Here is a 17,628-nt window from a genome sequence, read left to right on the forward strand (position 1 = left end):
TCATGGGGACTGCTCCCCGGGCCGGGCCGCCGGGACCGGGATGGGGACTGACCCCGCCCACACCGGGGCCAGTCCCCTTCACCGTGTCAGCGGATCGACCGGGCCAGCAGGTCCACCGCCTTCCTGTACGCGCCCGCCGCCAGCTCGTGGTCGGCCGCGGCCTGCAGGTCGGGCCGCCTGCCGGTGCGTTGCGCGAGGTCCCTGGCGACCGAGACGAGCGTGTCGGCCTCGGCGTACGAGACGTTCCGCGAACGTTCGAGCAGCGCCGCGGCCGCTTCGAGCGCTCCCAGGACCACGCGCGTGTCGCGGACGGAGCCGTCGGCGCGCCAGCGGCGGTCCGACAGGGCTGGCGTCAGCAGCAGGGCCGCCGCCCTGGAGCGGCTGTCGCCCTTGGCGAGTTCGTGTCGTACGGCCTTGAGCCGGTCGCGGGCGCGGTCGGTGCGCAACCCCCACCCGTACGGGAACAGCGGATCGTAGGCGGCGTCGCCCACGTTGATCGGCAGCTGCTCCACGGAGCGGAACCAGGTGAACGGCAGCCGCCCCGTGTACGGCACCGCACCGAACAGGGGGTCGGCCACGCCGTCGCCCTCGGTCCCCGGCAGCCACGAGGCGACCACGGCCTCGACGCCCGACAGGTCGCCGAGCAGCATCGGACGCCCGGAGACCACCAGGACGGCGCACTTCATCGCCCCGCACACCCGGTCGACGGCGGCCCGATCGGCGGGGGACAGGTCGAGTGTGCGGCCCGCGCGTCCCACGTCGCCCTGGCCCTCGGCGTACGGGGTCTCGCCCACCACCACGACACCCGCGTCGTGCCCCGACAGGTCGGCTGAGGCGTCCCGCGAGTACGTCACGGACCCGGCGCGCGACCGGACGGCCTGCAGGATCGTGGTGCCGGTGGTGATCGGACCGGACGCACCCTGCCAGCTGATCGTCCAGCCGCCCGACTGGTTGCCGATGTCGTCGGCGTTCGAGCCGGCCACGTACACCTTGGCGCCGCGCCGCAGCGGCAGCAGGCCGCCCTCGTTCTTCAGCAGCACCTGCGACCTGGCCGCGGCCGTGCGGGCGACCGCGCGGTGCGCCGCCGAGCCCACGTCGCCGAGGCGGGAGCGGTCGGCGTACGGGCGTTCGAACAGCCCCAGCCGGAACTTCTGCGTCAGGATCCTGGCGACCGCGTCGTCCACCCGCGCGATCGGCACCCGACCGGCCTCGACCTCGGCCTTGAGCGCTCCGATGAACTCCGGGTAGGCGTACGGGACCATGATCATGTCGAGCCCTGCGTTGACCGACGTGCGCACGTCGCTCGGATAGTCGCCCGGGATCTGGTCGATGGCCTGCCAGTCACTGATCACGAATCCCTCGAACCCGAGCCTGCCCTTGAGCGTGCCGTTGATCAGCTCGTCGTGGGCGTGCATCTTCAGCGGCCCGTCGCCGAAGTCCACGCTGGAGAACGACGGCATGACGGTGGCGACGCCGCGCTTGACCGCCTCCTGGAACGGCGCCAGGTGGATCGCCGCCAGTTCCCCGCGACTCGTCCGCGTGACGCCCTGGTCGATGGTGTAGTCGCCGGTGGAGGACGAGCCGTACGTGGTGCCGCCGTCGCCGGCGTAGTGCTTGGCGGTGGCCAGCACCCCGTTGTCCTGCAGCCCGTCGATGACGGTGGCCATCCGCGTCACCAGCGCGGGGTCCTCGCCGAACGACTCGTACGCCCGGCCCCACCGGTCGTCGCGCGAGACGCACAGGCACGGGGCGAAGTTCCACGGAATGCCGGTGGCCTTGACCTCCCTGGCGGTGATCTTGCTCGCCTTCCCGGCGAGTTCGGGGTCGCGGGCGGCGCCCAGGCCGACGTTGTGGGGGAAGATCGTCGCACCGACCACGTTGTTGTGCCCGTGCACTGCGTCGACGCCGTAGATCAGCGGCACCTGCAGGCGTGTCCGCCGGGCCTGGAGCTGGAAGGCGTCGATCATGTCGGCCCACCCTTCCGGCGTGTTCCTGGCGGGCGCCGACCCGCCGCCCGACAGGAGCGAGCCGAGCCGATAGGTGGCGATGTCGCTCTGCTTGGCCAGCGCGCCGCGCTCGGCCTGCGTCATCTGGCCGGCCTTCTCCTCCAGCGTCATCCTGCCGAGTAGGTCGGAGACGCGGTCCTTGACGGGTTTGCGGGCGTCCAGGTACGGCAGGTCGTGCGCGTTGATGACGATGACCGGCGGCTCCGCCGGAGGCCGCGTGCCCGTGCCCGACAACTCGATCGGGATGGTCTCCGCGACCTCCCTCCGCCGGTCCTTCCTGATCTCGACGGTGAACGTCCGCGACGAGCCGGAGGCGGTGCCCGCGGGGAACGCCAGCGTGCCCTGGGCCGCCGTGTAGTCGTCGCCGGAGGTCGCGGTGCCCGTGCCGGTGCTGTAGTCCACGGCCAGGTCGGCGGGGAGCGGCTCTCCGGTGGCCGTGGTGATCGTGACGCTGACCCGTACCTTGTTCTTCTCGTCGTCCTTCTCGTCCACCGGGTAGACGGGCTTGTCCGTGGACAACCGCACCGGGCGTGGGGGAGCGGTCCCGTACACCTGCACCTCGTCCCACCGCAGGCTGCCCTGAGCGGTGGGCAGGCGCATCCCGTAGCCCCACATGGCGACCAGGTCCAGCTCGCCGTCGGTCGGGGCGCCGCCGGGCTGGTAGTCGGCGCGGCGGGTGAAGCTCTCGAACGGCACCTTCACCTGCCGCCAGCCTGCCGTGTCATCGGTGAACGACGACTCGAACAGCTCGGAGTTGCCCGGACCGCCGCCGCCGTCCTTGAGCTCGAAGAAAATCTTCTGGCCGGAGCCGGTGCCGTTCACCCAGAAGGAGAACCCTTCGTACGCGGACCAGTCCTGGGTGGCGGGCAGGTCGTGGGACCAGCCGCCCCACTGGCGCACGTTGTAGACCGAGGTGAGCACCCGGTTCGTGGCGGGCGCCTCCGGACGGGTGGTGTCGGGCTCGACGGTGAGCGCCGGGGTCGAGGCCGCGTCGTTGCCCCAGGCGTACACGCCGGCGGGCACGCCGTCCGACTCGAAGTCGGTGACGGTGAGCGGTTCGGCGGCGGCCGCGGCGGGTGGGGCGACGATCAGCGAGCCGGCCAGGGACAGGGCCGCCGCCCATAACGGGGATCTGGATGGGAACACGGTACCTCCAGTCGAGGGGATGAGAGAGCGCTCTCCCAGACCATCGGAGGTAAGGCGTATTTCATAACATCAGCCCGCTCAGCCCTGTGAGGACGCGGGCCCACCGGGGGGCAGGCGCCGTGCGCGACCGGCCCGGCAACACGCCGAACGCCGGCGACCGCCCCGACGGCCGCTCCGCCTACGCGTGCGTGGCCGTCGGGACCTCAAGGACCGTTCCGTCGAGGCGAGCGGTGTCGTCGTCCCGCACGGTCGTCCCGTCAACGCGCGGGTCGCCGGCACCTCGTCAGCGCCGCCGTGACGTGCGGAGCCGCCGGTGCTGGGGCACCTCCCCCGTCACGCGCGGAGCCGGTGAACGTGCGGGGCCGCGCGTCGGTCACTCCTCCAGGGGTGTCTCGCCGTCGGCGGAGGGCAGGGCGGCAGGATCGGCGGCGATGGCGCCGCCGATGGCGCCGATCGTGTGGGTGAGGCGGACGCCCGAGCCGTCCCGCCTGCCGAACTCCTCCGGCAGCGGCACCGGCTTGCCCACCGTGGAGACCGCCTTGGCCGGAGCCGGTCCGGCCCAGGCCAGCAGGAGTTCGTCCTCGCCCTTCAGGAACCGCTGAGCCCGGACGCCGCCCGTGGCCCGCCCCTTGGCCGGGAACTCCGCGTAGTCGGACACCTTGCCGCCGCCCACCTGTGTGCCGGGCAGCGCCGTGGAGGAGCCGGCGATCGTGACCACATGGCCGGGACGCTCGGGGTCGACGGCGCCGAACCAGATCACCCGCGCGTCACCGTCGAGGCGGATGCCCGCCACGCCCCCCGCGGGACGCCCCTGCGGGCGCACCAGCGCGGCGGAGTAGCGCAGGAGCTGGGCGTCGGAGGAGATGAACACCAGGTCGTGGCTCTCCGACACCAGCTCGACGGCGCCCACCACGCGGTCGCCTTCTTTCAAGGTGATGACCTCGAAGTCGTCGCGGTTGGCCGGGTAGTCGGGCACCACCCGTTTGATTACGCCCTGCGCCGTGCCCAGGGCCAGGCCGGGGCTGTCGGGGTCGAGGGAGCCGAGGCCGACGACCTTCTCGTCGGGTTCGAGTGAGACGTATTCGGAGACGGGATGGCCGCCCGACAACGACGGCGGGTTGGCCGAGGGTGGCAGCGTCGGCAGGTCGACGACCTGGACACGGATCAGCCGGCCGTGTGACGTCACCACGCCCACCTCGCCGCGTACGGACGTGCGGACGACGGCGACGAGCACGTCGTGCGCGGTGCGTTCGCCCTCGCCCGCCAGCGGCGAGGCGTCGGAGGTGCGGGCCAGCAGGCCGGTCGAGGACAGCAGCGCCAGGCACGGGTCGTCGGCCACCTGGAGCGACTGGATCGGGGTGCGGGCGACGCCCGGCGCCTCCAGCAGGACGGTCCGGCGCGGCGTGCCGTATCGCTTGGCCACGTCGGCCAGCTCGCCCGAGACCACCTGGCGGAGCTTGGCCGGCGAGGAGAGGATCTCGGTCAGCGCGGCGATCTCGTCGCTGAGCGTCTGCTTCTCGCGGTCGAGCTCCAGCTTGTCGAATTTGGTCAGCCGGCGCAGCGGCGTGTCGAGGATGTAGGCGGCCTGGATCTCGGACAGCTCGAACACGTCCATCAGGCGGGTGCGCGCCTGGGCCGAGTCGTCGGAGGAACGGATGACCTGGATGACCTCGTCGATGTTGAGCAGCGCGATGATGAGGCCGTCGACCAGGTGCAGGCGCTCCTCGCGCTTACGGCGCCGGAACTCCGACCTGCGACGCACGACCTCGAGCCGGTGGTCGACATAGACCTGGAGCATCTCGCGCAGCCCTAGCGTGCGCGGCTCGCCGTCGACCAGGGCGACGTTGTTGATGCCGAAGGTCTCCTCCATCGGCGTCAGCCGGTAGAGCTCCTCCAGCACGGCCTCGGGGATGAACCCGTTCTTGATCTCGACGACCAGGCGCAGGCCCTTGTGCCGGTCGGTGAGGTCTTTGAGGTCGGCGATGCCCTGCAGCTTCTTGCTGGTCACCAGTTCCTTGATCTTGGTGACCACACGCTCGGGGCCGACGTTGTAGGGGAGCTCGGTGACGACGATGCCCTTGCGGCGCGGGGTGATCTGCTCGACCGCGCAGGTGGCTCGCATGCGGAACGTGCCACGCCCCGTTTCGTACGCGTCGCGCACGCCCTGCAGCCCGATGATCGAGCCGCCGGTCGGCAGGTCGGGGCCCGGCACGAACTTCATCAGCTCGTCGAGCGTCGCCTCGGGCTTCTTGATCAGGTGGCGGGCGGCGGCCACGACCTCGGTGAGGTTGTGCGGGGCCATGTTGGTGGCCATGCCGACCGCGATGCCGCTCGTGCCGTTGACCAGCAGGTTGGGGAACGCCGACGGCATGACCGTGGGCTCGGTCTCCTGGCCGTCGTAGTTGGGCTTGAAGTCGACGGTGTCCTCGTCGAGCGACTCGACCATGAGCATCGCCGCCGGGGCCAGCCTGGCCTCGGTGTAACGCATGGCGGCGGGCGAGTCGTCGGGGGAGCCGAAGTTTCCGTGGCCGTCGACGAGCGGCAGGCGCATGGAGAACGGCTGCGACAGCCGGACGAGCGCGTCGTAGATGGCGCTGTCGCCGTGGGGGTGCAGCTTGCCCATGACGTCGCCGACGACGCGCGAGGACTTGACGTGGCCGCGCTCGGGGCGCAGGCCCATCTCGCTCATCGAGTAGAGGATGCGCCGCTGCACCGGCTTGAGGCCGTCACGGGCGTCAGGCAGGGCGCGCTGGTAGATCACCGAGTAGGCGTATTCGAGGTAGCTCGTGCGCATCTCGGAGGAGACGTCGATGTCGACGATCCGCTCCTCGAAGTCCTCAGGTGGGGGTGCAGTCGTGCGTCGGGCCATCTTGTGCTGCGCGGCTGCCTCGGTCGTCGCGCCGAGGGGAAGCGCATCCTCCTTCTGTCCTTGTGCGGTAACCGTAACCGTCAGCCTGGCAGAGCGGCGTCAGGTCGACGGGTGGGGCGTCGACGTAAGCTCTCCCGGTCGCGGCGCGATGGCGGCCGAAGGCGCGTGCGGGCACGAGACCGGTGCGGGTGTGACGTTTTCGTCCTTGGAGATGATGGCACGAGCCAGGCGCGCTGTGACGTATCCATGGCGTTGCTCATGCCGTCGCAGGCTCCCGGCGGGGCCGCGCGGGCGAGGGCCGCTGCCGTCAACATGCCTCCTCGGTGATGATCTGGTTGCCGGGGAGTGTGCGGTGTGCGCGTCTCCGGCGTCAAGATGATACGCGATCCGCGCCACTTCTCGTAAACATGTTCGATGGCCGATGGTTCTTGACCAAGCAATTGCTTGGGTGTTACGTTCCGGACACGAGGGTCCCGTCGTCTTCGGAGGCGTCATGATCGAGTTTCATCCCGTGACGAAGCACATCGGCGCCGAGGTCACCGGGGTCGATCTGCGCAAGCCGCTCTCACCGGAAGAGGTCGCGACCCTGCGCGAGGGCTGGCTCAAGCACCTCGTCCTGTTCTTCCGCGACCAGAACATCGACGACGAGCAGCACCTGCAGTTCGCCCTCAACTTCGGCTCGCTCAACCACCCCGCCTTCAAGAAGGACGCCGACAGCCCCATCCACGTGCTCGACCAGACCTCGCCCAAGGGGGAAGGCGGCGACGAGTGGCACAGCGACAACACCTTCGAGCCCACCCCGCCGATGGGCTCGCTGCTGCGCTGCGTCCAGCTGCCCAGCGTGGGCGGCGACACGTGCTGGGCCAACACCTACCTGGCCTATGAGACGCTCTCGCCGTCGCTGCAGCGGTTGTGTGACGAGCTGACCGCCGTGCACGACATCACGATGTCGATGAAGAAGGCCATCTCGAAGGGGCACCCGTTCGACCTGGCCGAGATCCAGGCGAAGTGGCCGCCGATCGAACGCCCGGTCGTCCGCGTGCATGCCGAGACCGGCCGCAAGGCCCTCTTCGTCAACCGCGCGTCGACGACCCGCTTGGTGGGGCTGAGCGACCGGGAGAACGAGGCGCTCCTGCCCTTCCTGATCGACCACATCCGCTCGCCCGAGTTCCAGCTCCGGCTGCGGTGGCGGCCAGGGACGCTGGCCTTCTGGGACAACCGCCCCACCCAGCACTACGCGGTCGCCGACTACACCGAACGCCGCCGGATGCACCGCGTCACCATCAACGCCTTCCCCGAGCACGCCGACGCGTAGCACTCACGGCCTGACACGGTCGTCGCTCATGGCACCAGCCCGCGCATGCCGTAAAAGATGCTGGTTTTGCGGGCCTCGGTCACCACGGCGCCCGCGGGAGCTGGTAACAAGGGAGGCATGATTGACGCCCCCGATGCCGGGATGCTAAGGGAAGAGGCCGAGACGCGGCTGCGGGCGCTGGCGGGCGAGCACGCCGTGCTCCGCGACGACCAGTGGGCCGCCATAGAGGCGCTCGTGATCGACCGCCGCAGGGTGCTCGTCGTGCAGCGCACCGGCTGGGGCAAGTCGGCCGTCTATTTCGTGGCCACCGCGCTCCTGCGCGAGCTCGGCGAGGGTCCCACCGTCATCGTCTCCCCGCTGCTGGCCCTCATGCGCAACCAGATCGCCGCCGCCGAGCGGGCCGGCATCAGCGCCGTCACGATCAACTCCGCGAACCCCGAGGCGTGGGAGGAGATCTACGGCCAGGTCGCCGACGGCATGGTCGACGTGCTGCTGGTCAGTCCCGAGCGGCTCAACAACCCCGACTTCCGCGACAACGTCCTGCCCGAGCTGGCCGAGAGCGCCGGGCTGGTCGTGGTCGACGAGGCCCACTGCATCTCCGACTGGGGCCACGACTTCAGGCCCGACTACCGCAGGCTGGCGACGTTGTTCGGCGACCTGCCGCCGGGCATCCCCGTGCTCGCCACCACCGCCACCGCCAACGCCCGCGTCACCCGCGACGTGGCCGAGCAACTGCGCCTTCCCCCCGAGCTCCGGCCCGAGGGCGGCGACGACACGCTCGTCCTGCGCGGGCCGCTGGAACGCGAGAGCCTGCACCTGAGCGTGGTCCGCCTGCCGTCCGCCGAGCAGCGTCTGGCCTGGCTCGCCCAGACGCTGCGCGAGCTGCCCGGCTCCGGCATCGTCTACACCCTCACCGTGGCCGCCGCCCACGAGATCGCCGGCTACCTGCGCGAGCAGGGGCTCGAGGTGGCCGCCTACTCCGGCCAGACCGAACCGGCCGAGCGGCTGGCGGCCGAGGAGGCGCTGCTCGGCAACCAGATCAAGGCGCTGGTGGCGACGAGCGCGCTCGGGATGGGGTTCGACAAACCCGATCTCGGGTTCGTGGTGCACGTGGGGGCGCCGCAGTCGCCCGTCGCCTACTACCAGCAGGTCGGCCGGGCCGGGCGCGGCGTCGAACGGGCCGAGGTCATCCTGCTGCCCGGCACGGAAGACCGCGACATCTGGGCCTATTTCGCGTCGCTGGCCTTCCCGCCCGAGCCCGTCGTACGCACCACGCTCCAGACCCTCGAGGAGCGCGGCGTCATGTCCACCCCTGCGCTCGAAACGGCCGTCGACCTGAGCCGCGGCCGGCTGGAGATGATGCTCAAGGTCCTCGACGTCGACGGCGCGGCCCGCCGGGTCAAGGGCGGCTGGGAGGCCACCGGGCAACCGTGGGCCTACGACGCCGAGCGTTACGCCCGCATCGCCGCGGAGCGCAAGGCCGAGCAGGACGCCATGCTCAGCTACCTGACCACCTCCGAGTGCCGTGAGCGGTTCCTGCGCGGGCACCTCGACGACGAGACCGCCACGCCGTGTGGCCGCTGCGACAACTGCACCGGCACGCACCGCTCGACGGAGATCGGCGCGCAGGCCGTCGAGGGCGCCCGCGAGCGCCTCAGCAGGCCCGGCGTCGAGATCGAGGCCCGCAGGCAGTGGCCCACCGGGCTGTCCGACCTGTCCGGCCGGATCAAGCCCGGCCTGGGCGCCGAGCCCGGCAGGGCGCTGGGGCGCCTGACCGACATCGGGTGGGGCAACCGGCTGCGCGAACTGTTCAACGCCGGCGACGGGCCGATGGCCGACGACATGTTCGCGGCCGTGGTGAAGGTGTTGTCCGCGTGGGACTGGCGCGAGCGCCCGGTGGCCGTGGTCAGCGTGCCGTCCGCGACGCGGCCCAAGCTGGTGCGCACGTTCGCCGAACGGCTGGCCCAGGTCGGGCGGCTGTCCTATCTGGGGGAGCTGGGCTACCGCGCGGGCTCGCCCGGGCAGCAGTTCAACAGCGCCAAACGGGTGCAGGCGATCAGGGGCACGCTCGCCATGCCGAAGGACGTGGGCGCCGCGATCGCGCAGTGCGGCGGCCCGGTCCTGCTCATCGACGACCGCGTTGACACGGGGTGGACGATGACCCTGGGCGCGGCCATGGTGCGCCACGCCGGGGCGCCCGCCGTGCTCCCCCTCGCCCTGGCCACCACGTCTTGACCGGCACGTCCTGACCGGCACAGCCGGTCAGGTGAGACTCATCGTGACCAGGTCGTAGTTGCCGTAGACAGGGCTGACATGGACGTTGGCGGCCCTGGCTCCGCGCAGCAGCAAAGGGGAGCGCCAGGCCAGTGGCACGAGCACGGCCTCCTCGGCGAGCCGCTGCTCCACCTGCGTCCACAGGCCGGCCCGGCGGGCAGGGTCGAGTTCCGTCCTGGCCTGGTCGATGAGCGTGTCGATCTCCTTGACGCGCACGCTGACATTGAGCGAATATTCCTTCTCGTTGATCTCCCTGCTGTCCGCGATCAACGGCAGGAACGCGCCGGGGTCGGGCCAGTCAGGGCTCCAGGCCTTGGCGATCAGGCCGACCTTCTCCTTTTTGAGGTACGCGGGGCTGCCGCCGTACTTCTGGTAGAAGTCCGAGAGCGATTTGCGCTCGAGGGTGAGGTCGATGCCGACCTTGGCAAGCGCGGCCCGGACGGCCTCCGCCGCGCTGGTCTCGATGGGGGACAGGTCCCGGTAGAGGTAGGTCGCGGTGAAGCCCGACGGACGCCCACACGCCCGCAACGACTCCCTGGCGGCCTCCGGGTCGCCGGCCGGCGTGAGGTTCGGATCGGTGTGGCGGCGGCCCGCGATCGTGGGCGGCAGCAGTGACGTCGGCGTCCCGGTGGCGCCGTAGACGCGGGCCAGGGCGCTCAGGTCCAGAGCGCGGACGACCGCCCGGCGGCACTCGACGTCGTCGAACGGCGGCACCTGCGGGTTGATCGCCAGGAGCTGGACGGAGGCGGTGACGGGGGCGTCGGCCCGCGCCTTGAGCGCCGGATCGCCGAGCACCGCTCCGACGGCGTTCGCCGCCACCGCCGGTCCGTAGTCGATGGTGCCCGCCCGCAGGCGCTGGGTGGCGTCCTCCGCGCCGACATCGAACTCGATCACGTAGCCGTCGGGGAGCGCCGTCCGGTGGGGATCGGCGCCCCAGTGGTCGTTGCGCACCAGGACGATCCTGCGATCGTCCACGCTCTGAAACCGGTAGGGGCCCGAGGACACGACGTTCTCCGCGTAGCGCTCCTTCGTGTCCTTGGCCTCCGGCACGGGGATGGTCTCCGGGAGCTGGACGGTGTGGTCGAACGCGGCAGCCGGCCGCTTGAGATGGAACACGATCGTACGGTCGTCGGGCGTCTCGATGGCCGAGTCCGTGTTCACATCGGGCGACCGGTAGGGACCCTGGTAGCCGGAGGGGAGATCGAGCGCGAGATCGAACAGGCTCGATCCACGGACGAAGCCGGAGTCCATGCTGCGCAGGACGGCGTATTTGACGTCCCGCGCGGTGATCGCCGTCCCGTCCTGATATTTCACACCCTGGCGGAGCTTGTAGGTCCAGGTCTTGCCGCCGTCGCTGGGCACACCCGGTGATTCGGCCAAGTCCGGTACGATCTGCGCCCCGGCGCCCCCCGGCGCCGGCTTGAACATCGTCAGCGACCGCCCGTACAACCTGACCAGGTTGAGCGAGTCGGGCATGTACATGTTGCCCGGATCGGTGGAGTCGAGGAGAGACGAGAAGGCCACGTTCAGGGTCCCGCCCTTCTTCGTGGACGGGTTCGCGACCGAGGCCACCGCCGCCCCGAAGCCTTTCACGGGTGAGGAGACGGGCGTGGAACCCACCGCCGTGTTGTCCGCCGACGGCGGCGTCGCCTGCCAGACCAGCCAGCCGGCGAACCCCACGACCAGCGCGGCGGCCACGGCGCCTGCCGAGATCAGCACGTTCCTGCGGCGGATGGAACCGGCGGTCGCCTCCGGAGCCGGCGGCGTCACGGCCCCGCTCCGCGGGTAGCGGGCGTCGTACGGACGGGTCGCGCCGTCCGCCTGCGGGGGTAAGGGAACCGGGTCCGGCCGCACGGCGACGGGAGGCGCCGTGCCTGCGCGAATGAGATCCTGGATCAGCTGCCGGGCGTTCGGCCGCTGCCGGTGGTCCTTGGCCAGCGCCGCCCGCAACAGCGGCATGAGCTCGTCAGGGACGCCCGACAGATCGGGATCGAGATTGAGGATGCGGTGGATCACCACCGGCATCGGCCCGGACCCGAACGTCCCCCGCCCCGTGGCCGCGAACACCATCGTCCCCGCCCACGCGAACACGTCGCTGGCGGGGGAGGCGTCCCCGAGGAACTGCTCGGGCGCCATGAACGCGGGCGTCCCCACGATCCCGCTGGTCATGCTCTGGCTGATGTCGAGCGCCCGCGCGATGCCGAAGTCGATCACCCGGGGCCCGTCGCGACCGAGCAGCACGTTGCTCGGCTTGAAGTCGCGGTGCACCACCCCGGCCTCGTGGATGGCGGCCAGCGCCGTGGCCGTCGTGATCGCCATCCGCACCAGCGCCGGTCCCTGGATCGGCCCTTCCCTGGTGACCTGGTGTTGCAGAGAGGGGCCTTCGACGTATTCACCTACGATGTAGGGCTGGTCGTTCATGGTGCCGACCTCGAGCACCCTGGCGGTGCAGAACGCCGCCACCCGCCGCGCCGCCTCCGCCTCGCGGCGGAACCGGCGCACGGCCTGCTCGTCGTCGGCGAACCTGGCGTGCAGCAGCTTGATGGCGACCTGCTCGCCGGAGGAAGAGACGCCGAGATAGACGCTGCCCTGACCGCCCTCGCCGAGGAACCCGGTGATCTTGTACGAGCCGACCGACGGCGGATCACCCGGCCGTAACGGACGCACGACGCCCATCCGACTCCCTTATATCCCGATGATTTCTCATCGCTCACCATAGTGCCGGAAGGGCGCCTGGAGCGGGAACCGCCGACTCGCCGGCACCGCGTCAGGCGACCTTCGCCCGGTGATCAGCGCATGCCACGTGGTGCGTGATTCCTCGCATCACGCTGGTGGTCCGCCCGGACGCAGCTGTCCGGAGGCAGGTCGTGATGGCGACGTGCGGAGCCTGTCACGTGTGCCGACGATGACCCTGAGGTCACATCTGCGCATCCGGCACAAGCGACTGGACATGCGGGGTGAACGCGCCGGAGGGGCACTAGAACGGGGGACGCGCGCCCAGGTGCATGATGGCCTTGGCCGCCAGGCGGCAACCCGACGCCAGCGCCTCCGCCGGCGGCTTGCCTTCGAGCCACGGCGGCAGGAACCCGGCGGAGAACGCGTCACCCGCACCGGTGCCGTCGACGATCTTGTCGACCGGCTCGGCGGCGACCCGGACCGGATCGGGGCGGCCGTTGGAATACCACAGCGCGCCCTCGGCGCTCATCTTGATCACGACCTGCGGGAACCACGCGGTCAGCACCTTGGCGGCGGCCTCGGGCTCGTCGCGGCCCGTCAGGACCTTGGCCTGGTCGATGTTGGCGAACAGCAGCTTGGCGCCGTTGGTCCACTCGAGGAACGGCTCGGCGCCCGTGCGCTCCAGCGGCGCGGACGAGGCACAGTCGACCGAGATCGACATACCGGTGCGCCTGGCCATGTCGAGCGCCGCGAGACCGGCGTCGCGCGAACCCTCGTTGATCAGCGTGTAGCCGGAGAGGTGCAGATGGGTGCCCTGGCCGAACAGATCGCGCGGCAAATCTTCCGGCGACAGCGCCGCGTTGGCGCCAGGGTCGGACAGCATGGTGCGCTCGCCCTTGTGCGTCACGAGCACCACGCAGGTGCCGGTGGGCCGCTCAGGGTCCATGACGAGCCGGGCGTCGACGCCGTAGCCCATCAGCTCCATGTCGCGGTTTCGCCCCGTGATGTCGGCGCCCCTGCGGCCGATGTAGGCCACCTCCGCGCCCTCGACGGCCAGCCACGAGGCGATATTCGCCCCCGAGCCACCGCCGTGCATGGTCACGATCGCCGGGGTGTCGCTCGCCCTGGCGAGCGCATAACGGGCGCGCGCGACCGCGTCGGTCATGAGATCGCCCACCACGACGACCCGCGTCATGATGTCACCACCTTGCTGCCTTCGGAACGAGCCTGGCCACGGCAAAACTAACAGCTTCCGGGCTGCTCGTGGGACGGACCCATCACACAGGGCAGCAGTCGATGCACAAGCGTTGCCCAACGGGGGCCCCGGGTCTTGGCATGTGGGATGCGGGTTTACGCTCAGGATTGTGGAGGAACAGTATCCGGCTCACTGGGAGGCGGATGTCGTCCTGGCCGACGGCGGCACCGCGCACGTCAGGCCGATCAGGCCCGCCGACGCCGATCGTCTCCGTTCCTTCTACTCCCGTCTGTCCGACGAGTCGATCTATTTCCGCTTCTTCGGGCCTCGGCCGCGGTTGTCCGACAAGGAAGTCGCACGCTTCACGAACGTCGACTACGCCAACAGGGTCGCGCTGATCGCCACCCTCGGCGACGAGATGGTCGCCGTGATCCGCTACGACCGCACCGGCCCAGGCGAGGCCGAGGTCGCCTTCCTCGTCGAGGACGCGCACCAGGGCAGAGGAGTGGCCTCCGTGCTCCTGGAGCACCTGGCGGCCACGGCCCGCGAGCGCGGCATCGAACGCTTCGTCGCCGACGTCCTGCCCGCCAACATGCGGATGACGGGCCTGCTGCGGCAGGCGGGCTACACGGCCCAGAGCCAGTTCGCCGATGGCGTCGTACGCATGACGCTCGACCTCACCCCCACCGACACCTCAGCCGAGGTGACGGCCGCCCGCGAGCACCGCGCCGAGGCCAGGTCGATCGCCCGGCTGCTCACCCCCGGCTCCGTCGCGGTCATCGGCGCCTCGCGGGAGCCCGGAGGCGTCGGCCAGAGCGTCCTGCGCAACCTGCTGGCCGCCGGCTTCACCGGCCCCGTCTATCCCGTGCACCGCGAGATGCGGGCGGTGCACGGCGTACGCGCCTACCCGAGCGTGACGGCGATCGACGACGAGGTCGACCTGGCCGTGGTCGCCGTGCCGGCCGAGAGCGTGATCGACGTGGTCGAGGAGTGCGCGGAGAAGGGCGTGCACGGGCTGGTCGTGGTGTCGTCGGGGTTCGGCGAGACGGGCGCGCGGGGCCGGGCCATGCAGGACGAACTCGCCCGGATCGCCCGCTCCCACGGCCTGCGCGTCGTCGGCCCCAACTGCCTCGGCATCGCCAACACCGACCCGGCCGTCAAGCTCAACGCCACCCTCGCCCCCACCGTGCCCGGCCGGGGCAAGGTGGGCTTCTTCAGCCAGTCGGGCGCGCTCGGCACCGCGCTGCTCCAGCGGGTGGCGCAGCGTGGCATGGGCATCTCGTCGTTCGTCTCCGCGGGCAACCGGGCCGACGTGTCCGGCAACGACCTGCTGCAGTATTGGGAGGAAGACGACTCCACCGATGTGATCCTGCTCTACCTGGAGTCGCTCGGCAATCCGCGCAAGTTCACCCGGCTGGCCCGGCGCATCGCCCGCCGCAAGCCCATCGTGGTGGTCAAGAGCGGCGGCACCCCCGCGGGTCACTCGGCGGAAGAGCTCGGGCTGCCCGACTCGGCGATCAGCTCCCTGTTCGAGCAGGCGGGGCTGATCAGGGTCGACGATCTCATCCAGCTGTTCGACGTGGGGCAGGTGCTGGCGTACCAGCCGCTGCCCGCCGGGCCCAGGATCGCGCTCGTGACCAACTCCGACGCGCTCGGCCTGCTCGCCGCCGACGCCTGCCTCGCCGCGGGCCTCGAGCCGCGCCCGCCGGTCAACCTCGGTCCCGCCGCGGGTCCCTCGGAGTTCGGTACGGCGCTCGCCGGCGAGTTGTCCTCCCCCGACGTTGACGCCGCCGTCGTGATCCACATGCCGCCCATCCCGGGCGCGTCCGACGACGTGGCCGCCGAGTTGCTGCGCGTCTCCAAGGACGTCGCCAAGCCGGTGGTGACCACGTTCCACGGCCATCTCGGCATGCACCCGGCGCTGCGCGTCGAGACCGGCTCCGCGACGCCCGGGAGGTGCTCCATCCCCTCATACGCGGCGCCCGAGGAGGCGGTGAGGGCGCTGGCGCACGTGGTGCGGTACGCGAGGTGGCGGGCGCACCCGGCGGTGCCGCCACCGGAACTCGGCGACATCGACACCACCCGCGCCCGATCCCTGGCCCACACCACCCTGGCCGCCGCCACTCCTGGAGACGCGGCCACGGCTGCGGCCGCGGGCACCGCCACGGCACCGGGTGAGAGGACCACTGATCCTTCGCAGGGAGAGGCGGTCACCGCGTCACCTGATGGATCACCCGGTACGGCGACCACCGGGCCGTCGGGTGAGGCGGTCACCGCGTCGTCCGGTGGGTCGCCTGGTGAGGTGGCAGTCGCGTCGGCCGGTGAGTCACCGAGCGAGACGGCCGCCACGTCGTCCGGGACATCGTCCGGGACGCCGGGCGGGGGGCTGGACGCAGGGCGGCTCGGCTCGTCGGGTGCGTTCGCCGAGCCGGGGCCGCCGGTCGAGATCGACCCCACCGAACTGCTGTCCTGCTACGGCCTGACCGTGTGGCCGGCCGAGATGGTGTGTTCTGCTGACGAGGCGGTGGCGGCGGCCGAGCGCCTGGGCTGGCCCGTGGTGGTCAAGGTCGCCGACCCGGGCGCCTCACGCAGGGCCGGGACGGTGCGCCTGGGGTTGACGGGCCCGGAGATGGTCCGCAACGCCTACACGGAGTTCGCCGTGCAACTGGGCGAAGGAGCGCAGCTCGCGGTCCAGCGTATGGCTCCGCAGCCCGCCGTGCCGACCGTCGTGGGCGTCATCGAGGACCCCGCGTTCGGGCCGGTCGTGTCGTTCGGGCTGGGCGAGGTGACCGCCCGGCTGCTGCAGGACCAGGGTTTCCGCCTGGCCCCGCTGACCGGCGAGGACGCCGCCGCCCTGGTGCGCTCCGTACGCGCGGCTCCGCTCCTGTTCGGCGAGTACGGCTACCCGCCCGTGGCCGTCGACGCCCTGGAAGATCTGCTCGTACGCGTCGGCCGTCTGGCCGGCGACCTGCCGGAGCTTGCCCGGCTGGACCTCGACCAGGTGCTCGTGGGGGAGACGGACGTCATGATCCTCGGCGCCCGCGCCACCCTGCGCACGCCGGCGGGCCCGCGTCTGGACGGTGGCCCGCGCCGGCTCTCCTGATTCGCCTTGAGCGAATGCAGCGAACAAAGTGCTCAATGTTGCCTGTATACAGACCGTTATAGAGCGTTATATCCGGTGGGTGAGTGCACTGCCCGGTCCTGGCAGGATGGACCCATGAGGGAAACCCGAGTCTCTGCCGCGGGCCTGCGCGAAGCGATCGAGCGCAGCGGCTATTATCCCGACCTCGTCACCGACGCGGTCGAATCCGCGCTGGGCAAGGAGGTCGTGACCGCGTTCGTGGTGCACCACGAGGCGACCTTCGATCCCGCTATGGAGGTGCGCAGGCACGTCACGGTCCTGGTGCTGACGACGACGCGGCTGCTGGTCTGCCACACCGACGAGCACCCGGCGGTGGAGGGCGTCTCCGCGTCCCACGCCTCCACCACCACGGAGGCCGTGCGCCTGAGCCGCGTCCAGTCGGTCGCCGTCACCCGCGTGGTGCCCGACCCCGCCTCCTACGCGCCCGGTGTCCCGCCCACGGAAGTGACCCTCACGATCGGCTGGGGCGCCATCTCCCACGTCGACCTGGAGCCGGCCACGTGCGGCGACGAAAACTGCGAGGCCGACCACGGCTACACCGGCGCCATCACCGCCGACGACCTCTCGCTCCGGGTCAGTGAGGCGGCCGACGGCCCTGAGGCGGTCAACCACGTCCTGGCGTTCGCGAAGTCCCTCTCCGAAGCCACCGCCCACGCCACCACCTGACTTCTCCCGGCCCCGCACCGGCCCTCACCCTCGACGCCGGCGCCCCCGCCCATCCACCCCACACCCCCAGAATCCGGCTGAACATCCCCCAAGAACACGCCCACAAGGGGCGGCACCGTGCCGGGGGACACCCGGCCTGCAGGGCAAGCGACGACTGTCACGGGTGAGCACAGGGCTGACAGAGGAACCGGCAGACCTGGACACCGGCTGCAGGCCGCCGACGACCGTCATGAGCACACGGCCGACGGGAAACCGACGGGCCTGGACATGACAGAGCATGCGGCGCCGGCCACCCGGAGAACACGGCCGATGGGGGCACCGGCGGACCAGCGCACCGGC

Annotated in this window: 8 protein-coding genes; 4 read left to right on the plus strand and 4 right to left on the minus strand. The window is 71.1% G+C overall.

Annotated elements, in window-relative coordinates:
• Positions 1 to 86: 86 nt before the first annotated feature.
• Together E1294_RS07110 and E1294_RS07115 are read right to left on the minus strand one after the other, a co-directional pair.
• The gene (locus E1294_RS07110) at positions 87 to 3,152 is read right to left on the minus strand and encodes a glycoside hydrolase family 3 N-terminal domain-containing protein (RefSeq protein WP_246082861.1); all 3,066 of its coding nucleotides are present in this window, start codon (positions 3,150 to 3,152) and stop codon (positions 87 to 89) included.
• A gap of 373 nt (positions 3,153 to 3,525) precedes the next feature.
• On the minus strand, positions 3,526 to 6,021 hold the full coding sequence (locus E1294_RS07115) for a DNA gyrase/topoisomerase IV subunit A (RefSeq protein ID WP_132505994.1): 2,496 nt from the start codon (positions 6,019 to 6,021) through the stop codon (positions 3,526 to 3,528).
• A gap of 493 nt (positions 6,022 to 6,514) precedes the next feature.
• Here E1294_RS07115 and E1294_RS07120 point away from each other — a divergent pair, with 493 nt between their 5' ends.
• Positions 6,515 to 7,336 carry a TauD/TfdA dioxygenase family protein gene (locus E1294_RS07120; RefSeq protein ID WP_132505996.1) on the plus strand — a complete coding sequence of 274 codons (822 nt, stop codon included), beginning with the start codon at positions 6,515 to 6,517 and terminating at the stop codon, positions 7,334 to 7,336.
• 117 nt (positions 7,337 to 7,453) lie between these two features.
• Positions 7,454 to 9,571, plus strand: coding sequence for a RecQ family ATP-dependent DNA helicase (locus tag E1294_RS07125; protein WP_246082862.1), 2,118 nt, complete (start codon positions 7,454 to 7,456; stop codon positions 9,569 to 9,571).
• Positions 9,572 to 9,598: 27 nt separating this feature from the next.
• Here E1294_RS07125 and E1294_RS07130 read toward each other — a convergent pair whose 3' ends face one another.
• Positions 9,599 to 12,286 (minus strand): ABC transporter substrate-binding protein, encoded by a 2,688-nt coding sequence (locus E1294_RS07130; protein ID WP_132505998.1) that lies wholly within the window; start codon positions 12,284 to 12,286, stop codon positions 9,599 to 9,601.
• Between the two features lie 301 nt (positions 12,287 to 12,587).
• The gene (locus E1294_RS07135) at positions 12,588 to 13,481 is read right to left on the minus strand and encodes a carbohydrate kinase family protein (RefSeq protein ID WP_132506000.1); all 894 of its coding nucleotides are present in this window, start codon (positions 13,479 to 13,481) and stop codon (positions 12,588 to 12,590) included.
• Positions 13,482 to 13,650: 169 nt separating this feature from the next.
• Here E1294_RS07135 and E1294_RS55575 point away from each other — a divergent pair, with 169 nt between their 5' ends.
• Positions 13,651 to 16,584: a bifunctional acetate--CoA ligase family protein/GNAT family N-acetyltransferase gene (locus E1294_RS55575; protein ID WP_246082863.1), complete on the plus strand. Its 2,934-nt coding sequence runs from the start codon at positions 13,651 to 13,653 to the stop codon at positions 16,582 to 16,584.
• Positions 16,585 to 16,698: 114 nt separating this feature from the next.
• Positions 16,699 to 17,289 carry a DUF5998 family protein gene (locus E1294_RS07145; RefSeq protein ID WP_132506002.1) on the plus strand — a complete coding sequence of 197 codons (591 nt, stop codon included), beginning with the start codon at positions 16,699 to 16,701 and terminating at the stop codon, positions 17,287 to 17,289.
• The last annotated feature ends 339 nt before the right edge of the window (positions 17,290 to 17,628 follow it).

This window comes from Nonomuraea diastatica (assembly GCF_004349015.1).
Taxonomy (GTDB): Bacteria; Actinomycetota; Actinomycetes; order Streptosporangiales; family Streptosporangiaceae; genus Nonomuraea; species Nonomuraea diastatica.